12 protein-coding genes and 2 pseudogenes are annotated in these 24,270 nt (G+C 62.9%); 10 read left to right on the forward strand and 4 right to left on the reverse strand.

All coding sequences use genetic code 11. The features are described 5' to 3' along the window. Positions 1–45: 45 nt before the first annotated feature. A pseudogene (locus tag KQH55_RS10725) lies at positions 46–296 on the forward strand (IS481 family transposase); the annotation flags it as partial. Positions 297–327: 31 nt separating this feature from the next. On the opposite strand, the gene KQH55_RS10730 reads toward KQH55_RS10725, so the two are convergent. The 3 genes from KQH55_RS10730 to argA form a co-directional block, all read right to left on the reverse strand. Continuing rightward, positions 328–1,494 (reverse strand): hypothetical protein, encoded by a 1,167-nt coding sequence (locus KQH55_RS10730; RefSeq protein ID WP_139337291.1) that lies wholly within the window; start codon positions 1,492–1,494, stop codon positions 328–330. A gap of 336 nt (positions 1,495–1,830) precedes the next feature. Next, positions 1,831–2,106 (reverse strand): oxidative damage protection protein, encoded by a 276-nt coding sequence (locus KQH55_RS10735; RefSeq protein ID WP_013428666.1) that lies wholly within the window; start codon positions 2,104–2,106, stop codon positions 1,831–1,833. A 62-nt stretch (positions 2,107–2,168) separates the two neighbouring features. Beyond that, positions 2,169–3,578, reverse strand: coding sequence for an amino-acid N-acetyltransferase (argA, locus tag KQH55_RS10740; protein WP_235090864.1), 1,410 nt, complete (start codon positions 3,576–3,578; stop codon positions 2,169–2,171). 22 nt (positions 3,579–3,600) lie between these two features. On the opposite strand from argA, the gene hrpA reads away from it, so the two are divergent. The 7 genes and pseudogenes from hrpA (at position 3,601) to KQH55_RS10775 (ending at position 14,405) form a co-directional block, all read left to right on the forward strand. Beyond that, positions 3,601–7,782, forward strand: coding sequence for an ATP-dependent RNA helicase HrpA (hrpA, locus tag KQH55_RS10745; RefSeq protein ID WP_076794337.1), 4,182 nt, complete (start codon positions 3,601–3,603; stop codon positions 7,780–7,782). A gap of 96 nt (positions 7,783–7,878) precedes the next feature. Next, positions 7,879–8,364 (forward strand): annotated as a pseudogene (locus KQH55_RS10750) (YncE family protein); the annotation flags it as partial. An 11-nt stretch (positions 8,365–8,375) separates the two neighbouring features. Next, positions 8,376–9,221, forward strand: a complete 846-nt coding sequence (locus KQH55_RS10755) for an EI24 domain-containing protein (protein WP_076788166.1) — start codon at positions 8,376–8,378, stop codon at positions 9,219–9,221. A 34-nt stretch (positions 9,222–9,255) separates the two neighbouring features. Then, positions 9,256–10,056, forward strand: a complete 801-nt coding sequence (locus tag KQH55_RS10760; RefSeq protein WP_235090866.1) for a molybdopterin-binding protein — start codon at positions 9,256–9,258, stop codon at positions 10,054–10,056. A 233-nt stretch (positions 10,057–10,289) separates the two neighbouring features. Then, the gene (locus KQH55_RS10765) at positions 10,290–12,041 is read left to right on the forward strand and encodes an ATP-binding protein (protein WP_076788163.1); all 1,752 of its coding nucleotides are present in this window, start codon (positions 10,290–10,292) and stop codon (positions 12,039–12,041) included. Continuing rightward, the gene (locus KQH55_RS10770; protein ID WP_235090869.1) at positions 12,038–14,095 is read left to right on the forward strand and encodes a response regulator; all 2,058 of its coding nucleotides are present in this window, start codon (positions 12,038–12,040) and stop codon (positions 14,093–14,095) included. Before KQH55_RS10765 ends, KQH55_RS10770 begins: the two co-directional genes overlap by 4 nt. A 76-nt stretch (positions 14,096–14,171) precedes the next feature. Further along, the gene (locus KQH55_RS10775; RefSeq protein WP_139337196.1) at positions 14,172–14,405 is read left to right on the forward strand and encodes a hypothetical protein; all 234 of its coding nucleotides are present in this window, start codon (positions 14,172–14,174) and stop codon (positions 14,403–14,405) included. A gap of 12 nt (positions 14,406–14,417) precedes the next feature. On the opposite strand, the gene KQH55_RS10780 is transcribed toward KQH55_RS10775, so the two are convergent. Further along, on the reverse strand, positions 14,418–16,838 hold the full coding sequence (locus KQH55_RS10780; protein ID WP_076788158.1) for an FUSC family membrane protein: 2,421 nt from the start codon (positions 16,836–16,838) through the stop codon (positions 14,418–14,420). A gap of 274 nt (positions 16,839–17,112) precedes the next feature. Between KQH55_RS10780 and recC the strand changes: the two genes are divergently transcribed. Next, on the forward strand, positions 17,113–20,511 hold the full coding sequence (recC, locus tag KQH55_RS10785; RefSeq protein ID WP_235090887.1) for an exodeoxyribonuclease V subunit gamma: 3,399 nt from the start codon (positions 17,113–17,115) through the stop codon (positions 20,509–20,511). Continuing rightward, entirely contained in the window at positions 20,511–24,254 is a 3,744-nt protein-coding gene (recB, locus tag KQH55_RS10790; RefSeq protein ID WP_235090871.1) for an exodeoxyribonuclease V subunit beta, read from the forward strand. The genes recC and recB overlap by 1 nt, the downstream gene beginning before the upstream one ends. Positions 24,255–24,270 lie beyond the last annotated feature (16 nt).

Here is a 24,270-nt window from a genome sequence, read left to right on the forward strand (position 1 = left end):
AGGGTTCGTCGTTGTCGTCATGCCGCGCGATTACGTTGGGTGCACATGTATTACGAGGCCGGCAACGCCGGCCTCGTGTGCGCGGTGCGGCATCTTTCGACCGACACTTCGCAAATGGCTACGCCGCTATCAGGAAGCCGGCAAAGCAGGCCTGCCATCCCAAAGCCGCCGTCTACACCGACCGAATTCCAAGCCAGAAGGTTATCGAGGCAGATCGAGCAACGATCCTCCGACTGCGTGCTGAGCACAAAGGCGCGCGGCAGATCCAGAATGAACCTCGATTGCACGAGTCAAGGAGCAAATTGCACGCCATCGGCAGCGCACGGTTCACTCCTTCGGTGTCTTTTCCGCGGGCTGGGCAGAAATGATATTGGCGACAGGCCGGATGTCGGCTTGTCCGCTTCTGGCAAGTTCTCTCACCTTATCCTTATCGCGGATACCAAGATATACAGAACCACCACCATCTAAGTTGAGCGTGGAAACGCCAATCCCATTGGCAGCGTTTTTATATTTCCCTGCTGGATCAGCACCAGTTGCCGTGATATCTTGCCATGAAACCATTTCCACACCCAGGCCTCGTTTGCCGCCTGTTGTTGTCAAAGTATGCATGACTAAGTCATCTGGTTCGCCAGACACTCCGGGGCGCACACTCACCGCGGCCCGCTCATTGCGCTCGCTAGCATGAGTCAGCGCGCCGGCAAATTTGTTTAATGGGTTTTCCTCCTCGGCGTTGCGATATTGGAATCGGTCATCGTTGCTGTCCAACTTCGTCTTCTGTCCATTCAATGCGAGCACTGGACCGCTCGTGACGCCGACTTTACCGTCCGCTTGTAGTTGACCGTAGTCATTCCGCCAAGGCGGAGCGACGTCGACATGGTCGCCTCGAGTTGCGGTTGGGCCCACCGGCCTGCCAACGTCATTTTCTTTTGCTGACTTTTCATCGTTTCCTTGAACAATCTTAAGTCTGGTTTTGTGCACGAAGTACCCGCCGTTAATAAAGGCGGACCCTTCCGGCGCTGCCGCTGCAAGGTCTGAGGGGAACTCCGGCTCCTCCCCTTCCTTTGTCCCGATCACTTTACCAGACTCCGCTCCACCTTTTACAACAACCATATTGTAAGTCGCGATATTCCCATCTTTATCGCTCGGAAGCCTATCTCGGATCCTTTTAAGCGGCGTGTCTGGAGGACTCGCGCCGACAGAGCCACCTTTGATCGTAATCTGGATGACTCCCGTACCGTGGCTTTGTACCTTGACGATCTTCTCCCGCACGAAATGCCCTTTGGCTCGAGCGGCGAAACGAGAAAGTGCCTTGGCGGCGCTGGGATTGTCTTTAAGCTTATTTCGTATCGCCTCGAACTCGTCAGTGTTAGATAATGGGCTGGTCGGTGCAGAGGATGCGCTCTTAGACGGTGACGGCGCACGGGGCGGCGAAGTTTGCGTATTCGTATTCTGCGCTTCGAATTCGGTCTGGTGAGAAGTAATGGTCAGTTTCAATTTAGGACCCCTATTTGGTTCCACGGCAGTTATGTCGACAAGCTATTATTCAAGATAAAGCGATGTTGCCTCTGCCGTGAGTGAAAACGACGTGCTTCAGTTACGTTATAGGCGTGCTGTTTTGACTGTGATAGCGCAGCACGAAGTCCAGACGTCAAAAACGAAGCGTCTTCCAGCGGGTGGAAATTGGCTGAATAGAAGGACAAGTGACGGCCGACGCCGCATCATGCTGCGTCCAGCCTCTTGACGATGTGCGGGTCGTCGTCGCCGACCACCAGCGTGCGGCAATGGTGGCCGGCATGCACCGCCGGCCGATGTCCGGCACGGCCACACCGCTTAGCCGTTGGCGGGCGGCACGTAGCCCGACGCGACGTCCGCGCCTTCGCCAAAGAAAAATTTTTCAGTTTGTTTTAACAGATATTGGCGCGCGCGCGGATCGGCCATGTTCAGACGGTTTTCGTTGATCAACATCGTCTGCTGCTTGAGCCACGCCTGCCATGCTTCCTTCGAGATGCTTTCGAAGATGCGTTTGCCAAGCTCGCCCGGCAACGGCGGAAAGTCCAATCCTTCCGCCTCTTTGCCAAGTTTTGCGCAGTGAACCATTCGAGCCATCAGACTTCTCCTTTGATATGGGGGTGGGGCGGGGTGCCGACGTGCGGATTCCCCGCGCGTGCTCAGAGCTGCTTGATCAGCACGAGCGACTTGCGCTGCCAGTTGTACAGGCGGCGCCGGTCCTCGGGCAGGTCGTTGACCGTCGCCTTGACGAAACCGCGTTTGAGGAACCAATGCTCAGTGCGGGTCGTCAGCACGAAAATCCGCGTCAGGCCGCGCGCCCGGGCGCGTTGCTCGATGCGCTTGAGCAGACGCTCGCCGTCGCCGGTGCCCTGCGCCTCCGGTGCCACGGTCAGGCACGCCATCTCGCCGATCCGCTCCTGCGGGTATGGGTACAGCGCCGCGCAACCGAACAGCACGCCATCGTGCTCAATGACTGAGAAGTGATCGATGTCACGCTCGATCTGGTGGCGGTCGCGCCGCACCAGCGTGCCGTCCGTCTCGAGTGGCTCGATCAGTTGCAGGATGCTGCCGACATCGTCCGGCACTGCCTCACGCAGGCTTTCTAGATTCTCGTACGAGATCATTGTGCCGACCCCGTCGTGCAGGAACAGCTCCAGCAGGATACTGCCGTCCAGCGCATAGGGGATGATGTGCGAGCGCGGCACGCCACCGCGGCACGCGCGGATCGCATGCTTTAGGTAAAAGTCCGCATCTGCGCGGTCCAACTCGCCCGTATGAGCTTCGTAGATTCTCTGTGCGTCATCCAGCGACAGCTCACGGGTCAGTTCACCGTCGCCGTCGATCACGCCGGGCGTCTCGGTGATGAAGATCAGCTTGTCGGCACGTAGCGCGATGGCCGCGGACGACGCGACATCCTCCATCGACAGATTGAACGCCTCGCCGGTCGGCGAGAATCCGAGCGGCGACAGTAACACGATCTTGTTGCTCTCCAGCGAATGCCGAATCGATTCGGCATCGATCTTGCGCACCACGCCGGTATGTTGGAAATCGACGCCATCGAGTATCCCGACCGGCCTCGCGGTGACAAAATTGCCGGATACGACGCTGATATGCGCGTGCGCCATCGGCGTATTGGGTAAACCTTGGCTGATTGCCGCTTCGATGTCTAGCCGCACTTCGCCGGACGCTTCTTTGGCCGCTTCTAGCGCGCGTGCATCGGTGATCCGCATGCCGCCCGCGAACAACGACTCGACCTGGTGCAGGTTTAACTGTTCCTCGACCTGCGGGCGGGAACCGTGCACCAGTACGATCTGAATGCCCATCGCATGCAATAATGCGACATCCTGCACCAGCGCATTGAGCGCGCCCGCTTGCATCAATTCGCCGCCGAACGCGACGACGAACATCCGGTTGCGGAACGCATGGATGTACGGTGCAACCGATCGCAGCCATTCGACGAATTGAGCGTGATTCGCGGTGTATTCGATGGCGGCGCTCGTCTGGCCGCCGGCCACGGCGAGGCCGCTGGCCCTCGTGTCGCGGCGGGCGAGATCGTTTTGTGCAGTCATGGCCGGATTATAATGCGCCCCCATGTCCAATGTAGCCAAAAACCGCGCGGCAGATGCATCGCCGACTGATCTCGCTGACCCTGCGCGCCACGGCAGGCCGCCTGCTGCACGTCGCGCCGAGGCCCGACGCGCGTCCTCGGCGCACAACCCTGCGCCCAATCCGGTGCCTCCCGTCACGTTCCCGCAGGCGCTGCCCGTTAGCGGTCGGCGCGACGAGATCGCTGCCGCGATCGCGCACCACCAAGTCGTGATCGTCAGCGGCGAAACCGGATCAGGCAAGACCACGCAACTGCCCAAGATCTGCTTGGCGCTCGGACGCGGGCTGGGCGCGGGCGGCACCGGCCTGATCGGCCATACGCAACCGCGACGTATCGCGGCATCGGCGACGGCGCGACGCATTGCCGAGGAACTGGGTACGCCGTTCGGCGAAGTGGTGGGCTACAAGGTCCGTTTCACCGACAACCTGTCGCCGGGTGCATCGGTCAAGTTGATGACCGACGGCATCCTGCTCGCGGAGACGCAGACCGATCCGCTGCTGCGCGCCTACGATACGATCATCATCGACGAGGCGCACGAGCGCAGCCTGAATATCGATTTCCTGCTTGGCTATCTGAAGCAGATCCTGCCGCGGCGTGCTGACCTGAAGCTGATCGTCACGTCGGCTACGATCGATGCGCAGCGCTTTGCGCGCCACTTTGGCAGCGACGAGCGACCCGCGCCCGTCATCGAGGTCAGCGGACGATTGTATCCGGTCGAGATCCGCTATCGGCCGGTCGTCGGCGACGATGGGCGCGCCACGCCCGCACGGCGCGGCGCGGCGCCAGGGGCCGGTCCACTTGGCTCACCGGGCTTTGCGCCGGGCGCCACGGGCAGTATCACTGCCGCGCGTCAGGCCGAGCGCGACTTGCATGACGCGATCGTCGACGCGGTGGATGAACTGTGTCGCGAAGGCCCGGGCGATGTTCTGGTTTTCCTGCCGGGCGAACGGGAGATCCGCGACGCCGCTGAGGCGCTGCGCAAGCACCATCCGCCGCATACCGAGATCCTGCCGCTGTTCGCCCGGCTATCGGCCGCCGAGCAGGAGCGGGTGTTCCGGCCCGGCAATGCGCGCCGCATCGTGCTCGCCACCAACGTCGCGGAGACATCGCTGACGGTGCCCGGCATCCGCTATGTTGTCGACACCGGCCTGGCGCGGGTCAAGCGCTATTCGTACCGGAACAAGGTCGAACAATTGCAGATTGAGCCGGTGTCGCAAGCCGCCGCCAATCAGCGGGCTGGCCGGTGCGGCCGGGTGGCCGACGGCGTCTGCATTCGGCTCTATGATGAGCGTGACTTCCAGGCTCGCCCGCGCTTCACGGATCCGGAGATCCTACGCGCGTCACTGGCGTCGGTGATCCTGCGGATGAAGTCGTTGCACCTGGCCGAAATCGACGCGTTTCCGTTCGTCGAGCCACCGCCGGGCCGGGCCATTGCCGATGGTTACCAATTGCTCGCCGAGCTTGGCGCGGTTGACGACGACAATGCGTTGACGCCGGTCGGTCGCGAGCTGGCGCGCCTGCCGCTGGATCCGCGCGTGGCCCGGATGATTGTCGCGGCGCGCGAGCAACACGCGTTGCGCGAAATGCTGATCATTGCCAGCGCGCTGTCCGTGCAGGATCCGCGCGAGCGTCCGCTGGACGCGCAGGAGCAGGCTGACCAGGCGCATCGCCGCTTTGCCGACGAGCGCTCGGAGTTCATCACGTGGCTGAAGATTTGGGCGTGGTTCGAGGAAGCCGTTGCACACAAGAAATCGAACCGGCAACTGGCCGAAGCGTGCCGCGCGCAATTCCTCTCGCATCTGCGGCTGCGCGAGTGGCGCGACGTGCATTCGCAGTTGTTGACCGTGGTGCGCGAGCACGGCTGGCGGTTAAATGAGTCCGAGGCGACATTCGAGCAGATCCATCAGGCGCTGTTGGCGGGATTGCTCGGAAATATCGGTCTGAAGGCCGACAACGATCCGCATTACCTGGGGGCACGGGGCATTCGTTTCTTCGTATGGCCGGGATCGACGCTTGCAAAAAAGGCCGGCCGCTGGGTGATGGCCGCGGAGTTGGTCGAGACCACCCGACTTTACGCGCGCACCGTCGCCCGCATCGAGCCGGAATGGATCGAGCGTGTCGGCGGCCACCTGATCAAACGCTCGGTCGCCGAGCCGCATTGGGAAAAGAAGGCCGCGCAGGTGGTGGCGTTCGAGCGCGGCACATTGTATGGGCTGCCCGTCTATCAGCGCCGGCGCATCGCGTTCGGCGCACAGGATCCGGCACGTGCGCGGGAATTGTTCATTCGCAGCGCGCTGGTCGATGGCGAATTCGACACTCGTCTGCCATTCTTTGCGCACAATCGGCGGCTGGTCGCGCAAATTGAGCAACTCGAGCACAAGTCACGTCGTCAGGACGTGCTGGTTGACGATGAGTTGATCTACGCGTACTACGATGCGGCGGTGCCCGCGCAAATCTATACCGGCGCGGCGTTCGAGCGCTGGTATCGCGACGAGGCGCGGCGGCGAGGTAGCGACGGCGACAAGCTGCTGTTTCTGTCGCGCGAGGACCTGATGCGGCATGAAGCGGCCGGCGTGACGACGGATCTGTTTCCGAAACGGCTGGCGATGGCCGGCGTTGACATGGCGCTGAGCTACCATTTCGAGCCGGGCGCGGCGCGTGATGGCGTCACGCTGACCGTGCCGTTGTACGCGCTGAACCAAGTCGACGCGCGTCGCACCGAATGGTTGGTGCCTGGCATGTTGAAGGACAAGGTGCAGTCGCTGCTCAAATCGCTACCGCAAAAGCTGCGCCGACATTGTGTGCCGCTGCCCGAGTATGCGGCCGGTTTCGTCGAGCGCGTGTATTTTGCCGGGCAGTCGTTGATTGACGCGCTGATCGCCGATCTGCGCGAGCACAAGCAAGTGATGGTCAAGTCGACCGACTTTAAGATCGAGACGCTGCCGGCTCACCTGTTCATGAACTTCAAGGTGGTCGATGAGCACGGGCGCCAGCTCGCCATGGCGCGCAATCTCGCGCAACTGCGCGGCGAGTTTGGCGCGCAGGCGCAGCAACAGTTCCAGCGCATCGCGTCGGGTGCGGCCAGCGCGGCATTGGCCGATGGGCGGCAACCATTCCAGCATACGCAGGCGGCTGCGGCAAGCGCTGGTTCGCCGGGCCGCACGTCCAGCCGCACGTCGGGCGATGGACCGGCACCGGGTGCGTCGCGCGTGGCCGGACAGCCGTCAACCGGCCCGGCGCGAAACAAATTGGCGAACGCCGGCGGGCCGGCGCACGCCGAAGCATCGGATACGGCGCGGCCGGCCTGTACCGCGCTGTATGAGAACCTGACGACGTGGAATTTTGGCACGCTACCCGAGTTGCTCGAGATCCAGCGTGGCGGCCAGACGCTGTTCGGCTATCCGGCCCTGGTCGATCGTGGTGGGCACTGCGACGTCGAAGTCTTTGATTCGCCTGCGCAGGCCGAGCATATCCATCGCGCCGGTCTGCGCCGGCTGTTCGCACTGCAGTTGCGCGAGCCGATCCGCTATCTGGCGAAAAACTTGCCAGGACTACGCGAAATGTCAATGCAGTACATGGCACTCGGCACGCAGGAGGAACTGCGCGACCAATTGATCGAGGCCGCGCTGGACCGTGCCTGCCTGCAGTCGCCGTGGCCGCACGACGATGCTAGCTTCGCGGCCCGGCGCGATGAGGGCCGGGCTAGACTGTCGCTGCTCGCCCAGGAACTCGCACGGCTGACCGGCCAAATCCTCGCCGAGTACGCAGCGCTCGTGAAGAAGCTCGCGCAAGCCAAAGGCTTTGGCGCAGCCCACGCGGACATGCAGCAGCAGTTGGCCGCGCTGATGACCCGCCGCTTTGTGATCGATACGCCTTACGCCCAGCTTGCGCATTTCCCGCGTTATTTAAAGGGCATGTCGTTGCGCATTGACAAGCTCAAGGTGGACCCGGCGCGTGACCAGCGGCTCGCGGCCGAGTGTGCGCAGCTCATGCAGCCATACCAGCGTGCGTTGTCGCAGCGCGGAGGCGCAGCCGATGCACGGCTCGTAGAGTTCCGCTGGCTCCTCGAGGAGTTGCGCATCTCGCTGTTCGCGCAGGAACTGCGTACGCCGATGCCGGTGTCTGTCAAGCGGCTGCATAAGGTATGGGAATCGATGCAGCGATGACGCGCGACATGCCGGCACGTTTGCCCCGATGCGCGATTCGTTCCGGGCCCTCGGCAAAGTCCGTACAATAGACGCAGTTTTCCTGTCTGGGTGTCCATGCTCAATTCCAACCGCTGTGTACAGGCCCGCCGCGTGGCCGGCTCGCTTGCCGCCGCGCTCGTGTGTGTCGCGCTGGCTCCGCTGGCTGTCGCCAACAACGTCATCGTCCTGAACTCGAGTAAAGCCACGCTGTCACTAATCGACCAGGCGTCGCGGCAAGTCGTCGGCACTGTGCCGACGGATAAGGAGCCGCATCGCTTGATGCCGACTCTGGATAATATGTCGCTGATCGTCGCAAACTCGGTGTTCAACAACCTGATGTTCGTTGATCCGAAGTCCGGCAAGGTGCAGCGCTGGGTCGAGGGCATCGAGGATCCGTACCAGATCGATTTCTCGCCGGATCGAAAAGGGTTCGTATCGACCGGCCTGCGGCTGGACCGGCTGGACGACAGTCGTACCGCGTCCGTGACGCTGCAGGTGTCGGGCCGCCTCATGAGCCCGACGTCGCATACCGCGCGCATCGCACCACCGTGGCTGACACCACGTCTTTGCCAATGAACGAGTTGCTCGGTTCGTTCGGTCGTGCGCTGCTGGGCATGCTTCATCCACGAATGCTGTGGTTGACCGTGTTGCCGTTTTTGCTGACCGCGCTGGGCTGGGGAGCGGTGCTGTGGTTTGGCTGGGAAGGATGGGTCGGTGCGGCGCACGGTTGGCTGTCACACTGGGGCTGGACTGCATCGATCAATTCGCTGCTCATGGGGATCGGCTTCGGCCACGTACAAATGGTGCTCGCGCCGCTCGTCGTTGTCGCGATCGCTGTGCCATTGATCGTGTTGACCGTATTGCTGATGATTGCCGCGATATCGATGCCGGCGGTGATCCGCCATCTCGGTGCGCGCCAATTCGCCGATCTGGAGCCCTTGCGCGGCGGCACGCTGCTCGGCAGTCTGCTCCACTCGATCGCGGCCACGTGCATCTGCGTGCTGCTGCTGGTCGTCACGGTTCCGCTGTGGCTCGTGCCGCCGCTGTTCGCCGTGATCCCGCCGCTGCTGTGGGGCTGGCTCACCTATCGCGTGATGACCTATGATGCGCTGGCATGGCATGCAAGCTTGGATGAGCGGCGCATGATTTTTCGCACGCACCGCGTGCCGCTGCTCGCGATCGGCGTGATGTGCGGGATGCTCGGCGCGGTCCCAACGCTGCTGTGGGCATCCTCCGTGTTGATGATCGTGCTGTTCCCATTCGTCGCGATCGTGTCGATCTGGCTGTACGTGTGTATCTTCGTGTTTTCCGCGCTGTGGTTCGCTCATTATTGCCTGAGCGTGCTGCGGCGATTGCGTGCGCGACACCATGGGACTGACCGGCAACCAACGCAAGCGCGCCCGCCAGGATCGGCGTAAGCTGCGTGCCGTCTGAAACGATCAAGGGGATCCCATGGGGTTCGGCATTATCATCATTGGCGACGAAATCCTGTCCGGACGGCGTGTTGACAAGCATTTGCCGAAGGCCATCGAGTTGCTTCGCGCGCGGGGGCTGGCGCTCGCGTGGGCCGAGTACATTGGCGACGAGCGCAGACGAATCACTGCCACGCTCAAGCGCACCTTCGACTCCGATGACATCGTCTTCGTGACTGGGGGCATCGGCGCGACGCCGGACGATCATACGCGGCAGTGTGCGGCGGCCGCGCTCGGCGTGCCGCTGGAACTGCACCCACAGGCCCGGCAACTGATCGCTGAGCGGATTATTGAAACCGCACCGACCGGCCAGGCGGACCTGGATGCGCCGGATAACCGGCATCGCTTCAACATGGGCGTGTTCCCGCAGGGCGCCAGCATCATTCCGAACAGCTATAACAAGATTCCCGGCTTTTCGGTGCGCAATCATTATTTTATGCCGGGGTTCCCTGTCATGGCATGGCCCATGATGGAATGGGTGCTCGATACCCATTATGCCCATTTGCATCACGGCACGCCGCATGACGAGCGCTCATTTCTGGTATTCGAGTTGCCTGAGTCCGCGCTCACGCCGCTGATGGAGCGCATCGAACGCGATTTTGTCGGCGTACGTGTCTTCAGCTTGCCCAGCGTCGGCGATGCCGAGCACGGTGGGATCTATGCGCGACGGCATATCGATCTGGGCGTGAAAGGCGACCCGGAGGCCGTCGCTGTCGCGTATAGGGTGCTACGTGAAGGCGTATATATGCTTGGAGGAGAAATTTTCGAGCCGGGAAGCTGATTATTGAGCGCAATATTGAAATTATCATGCGCAATGTTGTGTCCCTTATATCTGAATCGATGAAGGTCATTTGTCACAACATGGGCTTTTGTCATTTAGGCTAAACGACGCGATAATGGCTCCGCGGCAGATCCGGCGACACGCCGCGCCGCCGCGTGCTTGTCATGCCGTTTCGCGCGTGCGCCGAATCGGGCATTGCTGTGCGCATTGTTTCGCCAACGCCAGAACGCTGTATGAGACTGATCACCAAAGGGCTGCTGCTGATCGCGATTCCGAGCCTCGTTGAGCTTGGCTTATTGGTCGGCGTGATGCGTACCCAGGCTGAGGCCCTGGAAGCGGAGCAGTGGGCAGTGCGGAGCAAGGAAGTGCTGAGTCAGGCCACTGCCGTGCTCGACCCAGTGCTCGTCGATGCCGTGCGCATGCGCGGCGCCGTGATTGACGGATATGGACAGGTATGGACGCCGCCCAGCCAATGGGGCGAGATCGACCGTCGCATTGACCGATTGATCGAACTGGTTGCCGACAATCCGTTGCAGGTCGAACGCGCGGTGCAGATCCGGCAAAGCGCACAGGCATACCGGCAGTGGAGTGAGCGTTCGCAGGAACTGCTTCGGCACGGTCATCAAGCGGGGCTTGTGGCCCGCTTTCGCGAGATCAATGGCCACGATATCGTCGATTACTTCCGTGCGCAGGTCGCCGCGTTGCAACAAGAGGAAATGCGGCTGGACAGCGTGCGTACCGAACGTGTCGCCGAGGCGCGCCGCATGCAGCAGGTGCTGCTCGTGTCGGCCGTGGTCGCGTCGATCATTACCGGCGCCATCGCGGTCTACGTGTTCACGTCGAGCGTGCGACGGCGGCTGCGCACGCTTGCGGACAACACTAAGCAGCTCGCGAACAATGCGCCGCTCGCACCGATGCTCGGGGGCGACGATGAAATCGCCGAGTTGGACCTCGCGCTGCACCAGACGAGCCGACGCCTGCTTGAAGCGGAGCGCATCGAGTCGCGCTATCGGTCTGACCTCGCGCATCAGGCCGAGGAACTCGGCACGATGAACGAGCATTTGCGCGAGCGTACGCAAGAAAACGAAATGTTCATCTACAGCGTGTCGCATGACTTGCGCGCGCCGCTGGTCAACCTGCAAGGATTTTCGCAGGAACTGAGTTTGGCGTGCGACTCACTGCGCCAGATACTGGCGCGCAGCACGCTGACCGACACACAACGGCGCCGGCTGTTGCGGATTGTCGACGACGATATTGCCGAGGCGTTGCGCTTTCTGCAAACAGCGGTGATGCGCTCGGCCAGTATCATCGACGCGTTGCTGCGGCTCTCGCGCGCGGGCCGGGTCGAGTACCGACCGCAACAAGTCGATGTACAGGCGGTGGTGTCCCGCGTGGTGGATGCTATGCGCGACTCGATTAAGAGCCGGGGCGTGACTGTGAAGACGCATTCGTTGCCGTCCGCATGGGGCGATCCGACCGCGGTCGAGCAAGTCTTCGCGAACTTGATTTCCAATGCGGTCAATTATCTTGATCCGAGCCGCGCTGGCGAGATCGAAATCGGTACGCGTCCGAACCCGGTCGGCGTGCACTCGTTACGCATTTACTACGTGCGCGACAACGGATATGGCATTCCCGCGTCGGCACTGCCCAAATTGTTCACCGCGTTCCAGCGCTTGCACGGTGGCGCAGCCAAGGGCGAGGGTATTGGACTGGCGCTCGTGCGCCGTGTTGTCGAGCGACACGGTGGCAACGTGTGGGCCGAGTCCAGTGAAGGATTCGGCTCGACGTTCTACTTGTCGCTGCCCGAATCTAGCAGTGCACATGAAGCGTTGCGTGCGGCAGCACTGAACACGCTGGCCCGCGTCAACGCGGGAGCCAGGGCCGCGCGCGTCGGTCGCTTGCGCCCAGGTAGCGGGCTGGAGCCCGGCGCCAGCGCTTTGGCTCCGGACCGTCCGTTGCCTACTCACTCGACGTTCCCCGTATGACGCCTGCTTCTCATCGAGTCGATTCGTCACCCGGAGTATTGGGTGCGGATGGCCAGCCGGCTGCCTGTGCACTGATTATCGATGACGACGAGGGTCTGCTTAGCCTGGCCCGCCGCGCGCTTACCCGCGCCGGATTCGACGTGGTGACGTTGACGGGCACGCAGGCCGCGCGCGCGTGGCTGGACAGCCGGGGCCAGGAGCGGTGGCCTGACGTGCTGGTCGTAGACTATGTGCTCGGTACTGCCGAGACGGGGCTTGACTTCCTGCGCTCTTTACGCATGCAGGGCACGATGCTGCCCGCCATCCTGTGCACCGGCTTTGCCGACGAGACGCGGGTGATCGAGGCACTGCGCTCGGGCGTCGCGGACGTGGTGCCCAAGACCTCCGATTACCTTGATTATTTGCCACAGGCAATCGAGCGCGTGTTGGCGCAGAAGCGCGCGCAGCGGGAAATTGCCGAGGCGGAGCTGGTCCGTGCAAGGGAGTTGCACTACCGGACGCTGGCGGAGGCGATCCCGCAACTGGTCTGGACCGCGTTGCCCGACGGACGGATCGATTTCGCGTCCAAGCAGTTGCTGTCCTACACGGGTATGGACGCGCCGTCACTACTTGGCCACGTGTGGCCGGACGTGCTGGTTCATCCTGAGGATCGCGAGCATACTGTACAGTGTTGGTCCGACGCTTTGCGCGACAGTAGCGATTACGATGTCGAACATCGGCTGCGGGCTGCCGACGGCGCATGGCGCTGGTTCAAGACCCGGGCCGCGCCGCTGCTGGACAGCGCCGGCCGGGTTAGCAAGTGGTTTGGCACGTCGACCGACATCGACGACCAGAAGCTGGCTGCGCAGGAGCGTGAGCATTTGCTCGCGAATGAGCGGCAGGCTCGCTCGGAAGCGGAGCGAGCATCCAGGCTCAAAGACGAGTTCGTCGCCACGCTGTCGCACGAACTGCGCACGCCGCTGAATGCCATCGTCGGATGGGCCCAGTTGCTGCTGCGTGACGCGTCCGATCCGGCTCGCGTCGAGAAGGGCCTGCAGGTGATCCACCGCAATGCACGGCTGCAATCGCAGATGATCGATGATCTGCTGGACATGTCGCGCATCATGGCGGGCAAGGTGGGGCTCAACGTGCAGCGCGTCGAACTGGTCGATGTGATCACCGACGTGATCGCGACCGTACAGCTAGCAGCCGACGCGAAGGAGCTTCGCGTCATGCCAGTGCTCGGCGCGCCGGCAGTGGTCAATGGTGATCCCGCTCGGCTGCAGCAGATTATTTGGAATTTGCTGACCAACGCAATCAAGTTTACGCCCCGGCGTGGACGCGTGGCGGTCACGCTAACCAGCGGCGACGGCGAGGCGCGACTAGTCGTCAGCGATACGGGCTGTGGTATCCGCGAGGCGTTCCTGCCGCACGTATTTGAGCGTTTCCGACAGGAGGACGCGAGTACCACACGCCAGTTTGGCGGCCTAGGGCTGGGGTTGTCGATCGTCAAGGAACTGGTCGAGATGCATGGAGGCCATATCACCGCGGCCAGCGAGGGTGAACAGCGTGGCGCGACATTTACGGTGACGCTGCCCACGGTGACGACCGGCGCCGACACGCGCCGCGGCGCAGTGGCACCGATCAGCGCGCAGCCGAATACGGCGCTACCGCGTCTGGATGGCGTTCACGTGCTGGTGATCGAAGATGAAGCCGATGCGCGTGAACTCGTGCAGCGCGTGCTCGAGGAGCGCGGCGCACAGGTGAGCGCGGTGGCGTCCGTGCGGGACGCGTTGCAGGCCTTTGACGACGGCACGCCCGATGTCGTCATCAGCGATCTGGGCATGCCGGAGGAAGACGGTTTCGCATTCATCGCACAGTTGCGCGAGCGCGAGGCGGCGCGAGGTGGAATGACGCCGGCCGCGGCATTGTCCGGCCGGGTCCACGGCGAGGATCGCCGGCGCGCACTGATGGCCGGCTTCCAAACGCACTTAGCCAAGCCCGTCGACCCGGCCGATCTACTGCTGGCGATCGCATCGCTGGTCGGTCGCGCGCCACCAGCGGTTAGCGCTTAGCTGACGTATTAACCCACGCCAGCCCGCTCCCGAGACTGGTCGCCGCCGACATCTCGATCCCGCAGCGTGGGTCGGCGTGATGATTGTCGGCATCGTTGCCGGGGTGCTTGCGACCGTGCTGTTCAATGCACTGTCGGGCAAGCGGGAGTACGATGCCGAGCATCATCAAGCCGCTGCGGATGTCGCACGCGCGGTGTCTGCCACGCTCGGCGCATCGGCTGCGGTATCCGCGTCGCCCGCGCGCGTCGGCGTGCAGGGTGCCCCGGTGGCCGGTGCGTCGGCTGCCACGCCGGTGCCTGGGAGCCGTTAACGGCGTCGAGTCCTATGTCGGCAGCTTGATGACGCTTGCATCCTTGCGGATGAGAAACGATGCGCCCACCATCTGCTTACACTGGTATGCCAACCCTTTGAGCTCTTGCGCTACGTCGGACGATTCGCTGCGCGTGCGTTCCGCGTCGACGACCATTTGGTCCAGCTCATGATTCAATTGCTTGACGATGCTCGTTTGCTCGGGGGGCGGTGCGACGCCCGCTTCGGCCTGTACCAAATTGTCATGGACGATGCCCAGCGCCTTGCGCAGTGGCGCAAGCGCTTGTGCATCGACGACCGGTACGGGCTGGGTGCCCCATCCAGTGGCGCCCACGATCCCGGCCGTACGGGCCGGTGACTGTGACAGCGTCATCATCAGCGGCGCGGACGCCGTGATCTGTGCCGTCAACGCGTGCACGCGCACCAACAGGTCGTTCAACTCAGCGACATAGCGTTGCGCGGACTTCGGTTCGAGCAACATGCGCTGCAACGCCTGCCCGACGTTGGCGAATGCAATATGCACATTCTTACGCGCGAGCCGGTATCGAATGTCGCTGTCAATCGCCGACGCGGCGGCGCTGGCCGCCGGCGTTGGTTGTGCGGTTGCGCTGGAAACCAGCGCGCTGGCCTTCTTGCCCGTACCCTTCTTGTCCGCCGGCGCGGTCGGATCCGGAGTGGGCGGCTTGGCCTGGTCTGTTACGCTGCTGGCCGCGGTCCCCGATTTGCCCGCATACCAGCAGATTTCCAGATATTGCCGGGTTGCGCTGAGCAAGCCGTTGACGAGTTTGCCCATCAGCCGATACTCCCAATAGGGAAACAGGTGGCTTGCGGCGATCGCAATCGCGCAGCCTAGCACTGTATCAATCGCACGTTCGCCGATGATGCGCAGACTACCGGGTGCCAGCATGTGGAACATCAACAGGACATATGACGACGTGAATACGACGCTGGCCGTGTAGTTGAACAGCAACAGGCTGTAGCTCATCACCATGCTGGCGAACATGACGGCCAACAGCAGCGGCGGTTCCTTCACGAACAGAATCAGCGCGATGCTCGCCGCACAGCCAATCGTGGTACCGATGATCCGTTGCGTATTGCGTTGTTTGGTGAGCGAGTAACCAGGCTTCAGGATGATGATGGTCGTCATCACAATCCAGTACGCGTTCGTGAGCGGCAGCAGGCGGCCAAGCCACAAGCCGATCGCCACCGCAACGGTGACGCGCAACGCGTGCCGAAAGCTGGGCGAGGACATGGTTAGATTCGAGAAGATCTGCAGCCACGGCACGCGCCGGCTCGATAGGAAGCGCGACAGCGCCTGATCGATCCGCATCTCCGTGTCTTGCGTGCTGATATCCACGCGCGTGTTGCGGTGCATGCGCTCGATTAGCCGCTGTGCGCTCCAGACGCGCCGGAATGCCGACACAATCGTCGAGTACGCCTCCGGATTGGTGGTTGGCAATGCCTTTTTGCGCATCAGCTCGATCTCGTACTCGATCGCGCGCAGTTCCGCCTTCGCGTTGATTCGCTGTGCCGACGGGCGATCCTGTAGCACGGCTAGCCCAATGTCTTCCAGGTCGGACGCGGCCTTCTTGATCAGATCGCGAAAAAATACCATCAAGTCCGAGCCGCCGAAGGTTGCGCGGATCATCGCGTGATCGACGTGTGCACCGACGAACAGCTCGTGCAGGTCGACCGTATTGATGAACAAGTTGAACAACATCGTGCGGCGTGCATCGAGTTGCCCGCTGCGCAGCTTCGGCAGGTTACGCAGTACGATGTCGCGCGCCGCCTCTTGTCGGTCTACGGCCAGCACCTGCTTGTCGACTAGTTGCCTATTGCACTCATCCAGATCATGCGCCGGACCATAGAAACGAGCGCGCGCGCGCAGGTAGTCGGCGCATGCGAACACACTTTCGGCGATCGCCTGTTGCTCGATCCGGTGGGTCTGCCAGCGTGACACGAACGTCGACCAGTACGTGTACCAGATTCCGCCGGCCAGGATCCAGCCGGCATTGGCCAGTGCCTGGAGCGGCGTGAAGCGCTCCTCCAGCGTCACCACCATCATGAATAGCGTCGCGAAGCTGATCTGCGGCCACTTGTTCCCGTAGACGACGATCAAGGACAGCACGAAAGTCAACGGTACGACCGTTAGCCACAGCGATAGCGGGTGAGCGGTCGCGATGCCGGTGGCCAGCGCCGAAAAGAACCCGATCACGCTGCACGCGAGCATCTCGTTGTGTTTGTATTTCAGGGGCCCGGGCATGTCGACCACACATGCGCCCAGTGCGCCGGTCGAAATCGTGAAGCCTAGCTCCCGATTGTGAAAGACGACGAGCAATACCACGGCCGGCAACGAGATGCCGGTCGCGATCCGAAGCCCACCGTAGAAATACTGACTGTAGAGAAATTTCTTGATTTCGATCGAATATCGCATCGACGCTTGGGCGGGCACACAATGCTGCGAGTCTAGCGCACTTCGCCGATGTTTTTTGCGGCCGCCTGAAGTCATGCTCGTGCGTGCCGGCGGCTAGGCTTCCGGCCCACAGCCCGTTAACGTACCGGGACAGCGTAACGCCACGGGCCCGTCACGCACAATAGGCCGAACGGCCGGGTTCGCGGGCGGCCGGCGCTTTGTTATGCTTGGGTCTTTCACTGGCGACGGGGCGTCCATGTGGCCGTCGCGCGTCGCGATTTTCATCCGCCGCTTCATGCTTGAACTGTTTTATTCAAACCGCTACGAGACGCTTGCCGCGGCGCTGTTGGACGACCTCGAGCGCATCGGCGGCGACCTGTGGCGGCCGCAGCCGATCATCGTGCCGAATGTCGCGGTACGCCGACGGCTCGAATTGGACTACGCCGACCGGTTCGGCCTGTGCGCGAATGTCGAATTCTGCTATCTCGCGCAGTGGTTATGGGCACAGATCGCGCGCGTCGAAGCAATCGACGTGCCGTGCGAATCGCCGTTCGCGCCGGAGCGGCTCGTATGGCGGCTTTACCGGATGCTCGCGCAGCGCGGCACGGTGTGCGATGGCGACGGCCAGACGCCCTTGACGCGACTGGACGCCTACCTGGCGGCGGCGGATCCTGCGATGATGTTCGATCTGGCGCGTCGCATTGCCTGCGTTTTCGATCATTATCTAACGTATCGTCCACATTGGCTTGCCCAATGGCTGGCAGGCGAGTCGATCTTCGCGCCGCGCCACCAGCCGGACGGCGCGCAACGGCTTGCCGGCGTGACGCCGATACAGCGTGCCGACGAGGCTTGGCAAGCACAATTGTGGCGCGACGTGCTAAACGAACTAGCCGGCGGACGCGATGCCGGTGCGCTCGAACGGATGTCGCCGCCCGCATACCGGTTTCTGTCGATCGCATCGCAATTGGATCTGGACGATGTCGCGCGCGCGGACTGGCCGGCGCAGGTCAGCGTGTTCGCGTTGCCGACGATGCCACCACTGCATGTGCAATTGCTGCGCGAGTTGTCGCGCTGGATCGATGTACGGATCTATGCACTTAATCCATGCCGTGAGTACTGGTTCGACATCGTCACGCAACGGCGCGCCGACGCGTTGGATGCGGCGGGGCAACTCGACTACCAGACGGTCGGGCACCCACTGCTGGCCGAGTGGGGGCGGCAGACGCAAGCGCAACTCGCGTTGCTTCATGAGCATACCGAGGGTGCGGTGGCGGGCGAGAGCAGCGAATTCGTCGAGGCCCCGGCGTGCAGCTGGCTCGCCGTCGTACAGAATGCAATCCTGTCGCTCGAGCATCCGGTGTCGCCATCGCCACCGCCTGCGCGCGATGGCATCGAAGTTCACGTCTGTCACAGCCTGACGCGGCAGTTCGAGGTACTCCATGACCGGCTGCTGGCCGAATTCGATGCGGATCCGAGTTTGACGCCGGCCGACGTACTGATCGCGGTGCCCGACCTGATTGCCGCCGCGCCGATCGTGGACGCGGTGTTCGGCGCGGTGCCGCCGGGCGACCCGCGCCGCATCCCATATCGCGTCACCGGCTTGCCGCCGTCTCAAGCCAATCCGCTCGCGCGCACGCTGCTGGACTGGCTGGCCCTGGCGGAGCGCGACGTCAACGCGTCCGCGCTAGTCGAATGGCTGCGCGTGGACGCGATTGCGGCGCGCTATGACATCGACCCGGTGGCGCTGGACACCGTGCAACGGTGGTTGGCGCACGCCGGCGCGCGCCGTTCGTTCGCGCCGCGTGAGCAGCGGGATCTTGACGCGCCCCGCGCTCGCCATACGTTTGCTGACGCCTTGACGCGGTTGTTTCTTGGCTACGCGATGCCGGATGACGCTCTGCCTGTCGGCGATTGGTTGCCGGTGGCGGCATCCACCGGCGCCGACGCCATGCTGCTTGGGCGGCTCGCGCAATTCGTCGACGAGCTCGATGCATTCGCGCTCGCGTGCGCGACACCGCATACGGTTGCGCAGTGGCGTCATGTGTTGCTCGCCGTGCTCGACCAGTTCTTTGATGCCCGCGGCCCGGATGCTGATTCATTGAGCGGGCTGCGCGACGCGCTCGATGCGCTCTTCGTGCAAATCGAAGCAGGCGCGCCACATACACCGTTGCCCGCGGCGGTGTTGCGTACGGCTTTATTGTCCGTGCTCGACGATCCTGCGCGCGGCGGGGTCCCGTCTGGCGCGGTGACCGTATCGCCGCTATCCAGCCTGCGTGGTGTGCCGTTCCGTGTCGTCTGCGTGGCTGGCATCGACGATGGCGTGTTGCCCACGCTCTCGCGCGCGGATGAGTTCGACCTGATGGCCTCGTTTGCGCAATCCGGCGACCGGCAACGTCGCGATGACGAGCGCAACCTGTTCCTAGACCTCATGTTGGCGGCGCGCGATACCGTGCTGCTCAGCTATACCGGCCGCAATATCTGCGACAACGCCGAGTTGCCGCCATCGGCGCTGGTGACCGAGTTGCTTGATCACCTTGCGTCGTTGAAGGCGGGCGAAGGGGCAAGTCTTGACGAAATTGCACTGGCGCGGCGCAGTTTTGTCACGGAACATCCGTTGCAGCCGTTCGCGCTGTCGTATTTTTCGATGCAGGGGCCTTTGTTGACCTACGATGCAGATCGCGCGCAAGTGGCCGCAGCGCTTGCCGATCCGACACAGCGGATGGAGGCGGACGCCATGCAGCCGTTTTTTGGCGACGCGCTGCCCCCCGATATGCGCGAGACGATCGGGTTGGACGAATTGGTGCGATTCTGGCGCCACCCGCAACGCGCGCTGCTGCGCGAACGACTGGGCATCGTGCTGCATCGCGCGCAGGCCCCATTGCCCGACACCGAGCCGTACGAGTTCGATTATGCGGGACGCGATGCGCTTGCCGGGCGCCTGTTGCCGTTGCTAGTGGAGTCATCGGCGTACGCCGAGCGGGCCCATGAAATCGCGCGTGCGATTCCCGAATTGCCGGGAGGTGCGACCGGACGCGCGATACACGAGCGTGAGGTGGTGGCGTTGAGCAAGCTGGCCGAGCACATCCGGGGGCAGGTCGGCACTAAACTCGAACCTGCCGAATTTTCGATCCACGTTGCCCCGCGCTGGCCTGAACGGCTCGGGTCCGTATCGACGTTGCTGGACCGGATGCCGGCGTGGCGCGAGACGGTGTTGTTGCCGACGGTGTTGACTGGCGTGCTGGACGGTGTGACACGTAACGAATTGGTACTCTACCGCTATGCTAGGCCGACCGCTCGTGATTACCTTGATGCGTGGTTGCGCCATCTGTGCTGGTGTGCCGCAAGTCCGCAAGCATCACGTCAGACGCTGTGGATCGGCGACGACGAGCGCTTCGTGCTCACGACGCCACGGGACCCGCACGCGTACCTGGGCGAGTTGCTTGCGCTGTATCGTGCCGGGTTACGCGCGCCGTTGCGTTTCTTTCCAAAAAGCGCCTGGTTACTCGTGTCGCAAAGCGACTCCGCCGCCCGCAACGCGTGGTCGAACGAACGTACGGGTGGCGAGCTCGACGATCCGGCGATCCAGCTCGTGTTGCGCGGCACGCCGATGACACTGGATGACACGTTTGTCGCCATTGCCAAGACGGTGTTCGAACCACTGCTCGCGCACCTACAGCCGGCGGAGGACGCCTGATGACTTCCGACGTGCTTGAACTCGACGTCTTCGCGTGCGCGCTTGATGGTGTGACGCAGATCGAGGCCTCCGCCGGCACCGGCAAGACTTGGAACATCTGTGCGCTCTATCTCCGCCTGTTGCTCGAAAAGGACTTACAAGCGGACCAGATCCTGGTCGTGACCTTTACGAAAGCGGCCACCGCGGAGCTGCACGCGCGAATCCGAGCGCGCCTGATGCAACTCGAGCAGGCGCTCGCGCATGGCGCCGCGCTGGACGACCCGTTCGTGACCGGGCTAATCGGGCGGATTATTATTGATGGCGACGCGCCGGAAACGGCCACACAGCGCGCGCTGAAGCGGATCCGGCGCGCGTTGCATGGTTTTGATCAGGCCGCGATCCATACAATTCATGCGTTTTGTCAACGTGCGCTGCAAGAAGCGCCGTTTGCGGCTGCAATGCCGTTCGCGCTCGAGACCGAAGCCGACGACGCCGCGCTGCGCTTCGATGTCGCCGCGCAGTTCTGGCGCGAGCGCGTTGAACCGGAAGCGGCGCGCACGCCGGGATTCGCACACTGGCTCGTTTCGCAAGGCGCCGGGCCCACGGTGCTGCAGGCGCTGCTCGCGCAACGTCTAAAAAAGCCGTTGGCCGAACTCGTATGGACCGATCCGGCGTGTGATGCGACGGTTGACACGACGATCGATCATTTTGACCGCGCCGGCAACCTATGGCGCGAAGAGCGAGAGCAGATCGCGCAGCGGCTTGCCGACTGTGCCCTCCAGTTGGACCGGCGCACGCACAAGCCGTCTCAGGTGCAAGCCGCGCTGGCGGCGTGGGAGCGCTTTTTTGTGCGCGGTGACCGTTATGCGCCGATTTCGAAGGACGCGCTGAAGTTGACTTCGTCCTCACTGGCCGCTGCCACCAAGGCCAAATGCCAGCCGCCGGCACACCCGTTCTTCGACTGCGCGGACGCGTTGGTTGCCGCGTTCCGTGCAGAGCAGGCGATGCATCTGCGTCGTTGGTTTGCGTTGGTGCGCGAGTGGCTGCATATTGGGCCGCCGAGCGTTGCCGAACGTAAGCGCATTGCGCGGGTCATGTCGTTTGATGACCTGCTAGCCAATTTGTATCGTGCGCTGCATACGCACCGTTGGCTCGCCGATGCGTTGCGTGAGCGCTATCCCGCAGCGCTAATCGATGAATTCCAGGACACAGACCCGCTGCAGTTTGCCATTTTTAACCAGATTTTTGCGCCGAAGGGCCCCTTGTTTCTCGTTGGCGACCCGAAGCAGGCGATTTACAGTTTTCGTGCTGCCGATTTGCATACGTACCTGGACGCGCGTGCTTATGCCAGCGCCCGCTACACGTTGGCCGTCAATCAACGGTCCGATCCCGCGCTGATCGCTGCGTGCAACCGCTTGTTCGGTGCCAACCCGCGCGCTTTTGTGCTAGGCGGACTCTACTATCACCCAGTGCGCGCCGGCATGAGGACGCGACCGACATTTGCCGACCGGCACGATCCGCTCGGCGCAACCGATGGCAGTGGGGCGGCCCTAAGAGTATGGTGGCTGCCAGACCACGCGCCGCTGAGCAAGCGGGATGCCGAGCGTGCAGCCGCCGAGGCGTGTGCGGCAGAGGTCGCACGGCTAATGCGCGACGCGCGAGCAGGGGATGCGACGATCGGCACCGAGCCGCTCGCCCCGGCCAATATCGCCGTGCTCGTGCAGACGCATCGGCAGGGTATGTTGATGAAACGGGTATTGCGCGGATGGGGCATCGGCAGCGTGGAGCTTGCCCAAGCCTCGGTTTTCGCGTCGATCGACGCGGAGCAATTCGAACGCGTCTTGCTGGCAATCGACACGCCAGGTGACTTGCGACGCTTGCGGGCGGCATTGGCCACGGACTGGATCGGTTTGGACGCGGCGGCATTGTGGGCCATCGAGCAAGGTGAACCAGCCGCTGCCGTGGCTGGCCGATGTGAGCCGGTGCCATCGGACCTGGATTCGGCATCGTGGGTGGAGCGGTTTGCGGGCTATCGGTTGCTTTGGCACGAGCGTGGCTTTGCGCCGATGTGGCGCATCGTGATGCGCGAACTGCGCATTGCGCAGCGCCTGGCCAGAGCAGACGACGGTGAACGCCGGCTGACCGACGTGAATCACCTGGCCGAACTGATTCAGGCTCGTGACAGCGAACACCCCGGTATCGCGCCAACCCTGTGCTGGCTGAGTGCGCAACGCGCGGATCCCGGCATCGGCGACGAGACGCAATTGCGGCTCGAATCAGACCGAGACCTGGTCCAGATTGTGACGGTCCACAAGTCCAAGGGGCTCGAATACCCCGTGGTGTTTTGCCCGTTCCTGACCAACGGTGCATTACGTGTAGGGCCCTCGTCCACTGCATTGCCGGTGGCGCGCGAGTACCATCGTGATGATGGACTTGCCGTGCTGCACTTTGGCTGCGACGGCGATGACGCGCAGCGCATCGATCGAGGCGTGATGCGTGAACAGGCGGCCGAGCGTGCGCGCCTGATCTATGTCGCGCTCACGCGTGCGGTGTATCGGTGCTATCTCGTTGCGGGGATCTACGCGAGCGGCGCCCATGCATCGACGAAGGAGGCGCGCCAAAGTGTGCTGAACTGGCTCGTTGCGGGTGGATCGTCGCATTTCGACGCATGGTTGGATGCACCACCTGAAGCTGCCGCGTTGGCGGCATGCTGGCGCGCGTTACCGGGTGACGAGGATAGCATTGTCGTTGTGCCGCTGCCGATCGTGGCCCGGCGTGATCCGTTGCCTCCACCTGATGCATCGCATGTAGACGTGCGCCCACGCGTGCCGGCGCGCCATCTCTTCGATGCCTGGCGGACCGCGAGTTTTAGCTCGCTCGCCTCGGCGCGGCAGCGGCCGTTACCGGGTATCGACGATGTGTTGCACGCGCGACCCGATCACGACGACGATGATGATGTCGATCAGTTTGATGCGCAGGCGATTGCAGCAGAACCTGAACCGATGCTGGACAGCGCGTTGACTGGGCTACATGACGACGACATCCTGCGTTTCCCCCGGGGGCCAGCCGCGGGCGACTGTCTGCATCGGCTGATGGAGCTTGCCGATCTGCGCGATCCTTCCAGCTGGCCAACTGCCATCGTGCGGGCGCTGACCGAGCAGCCGGTGCATTCGCGCGAGTTGAGCACGGAACGGCTCAGTGCCATGATGATGCGCCTGTTGCGGGATCTTGCGCATACTCCGCTCGAAGCGGACTTCATGCTTGGCGAGCTGGATCCGTCGCGTCGGTTGACCGAGCTTGAATTTGTCTTCCCGGTTGCGTCGCTCAACATGCGCCGGCTTGCGACAATGCTTGAGGAGCACGGCATCGCCGGCGTGGCTCTCGACGATGGCGTATTGCACGGCTATCTGAAGGGGTTCATCGATGCTGTGGTCGAGTTCCGCGGCCGATTCTGGATTATCGACTGGAAATCGAACCATCTCGGCAACTCGCCGCACGCGTATCGCGCGCACGCGCTATCGGCCGCGATGGACACCCATGCATACCGGCTGCAGGCGTTGATCTACACGATTGCGTTACACCGATATTTGAAGGTGCGACTGCCGGATTACGACTATGACACCCATTTTGGTGCAAGCCTGTACCTATTTTTACGAGGCGTGCGTCCGGATTGGCCTGGTGCCGGCATCGAACGATTCAGGCCGACGCGCGCCGTCGTCGAGGCGTTCGACGCACTGTTTTCAGCGGGGGGTAGCCATGCTTGATTTCAGGAGGTACGGA

It is taken from the genome of Mycetohabitans sp. B3 (genome assembly GCF_021498065.1).
Taxonomy (GTDB): domain Bacteria; phylum Pseudomonadota; class Gammaproteobacteria; order Burkholderiales; family Burkholderiaceae; genus Mycetohabitans.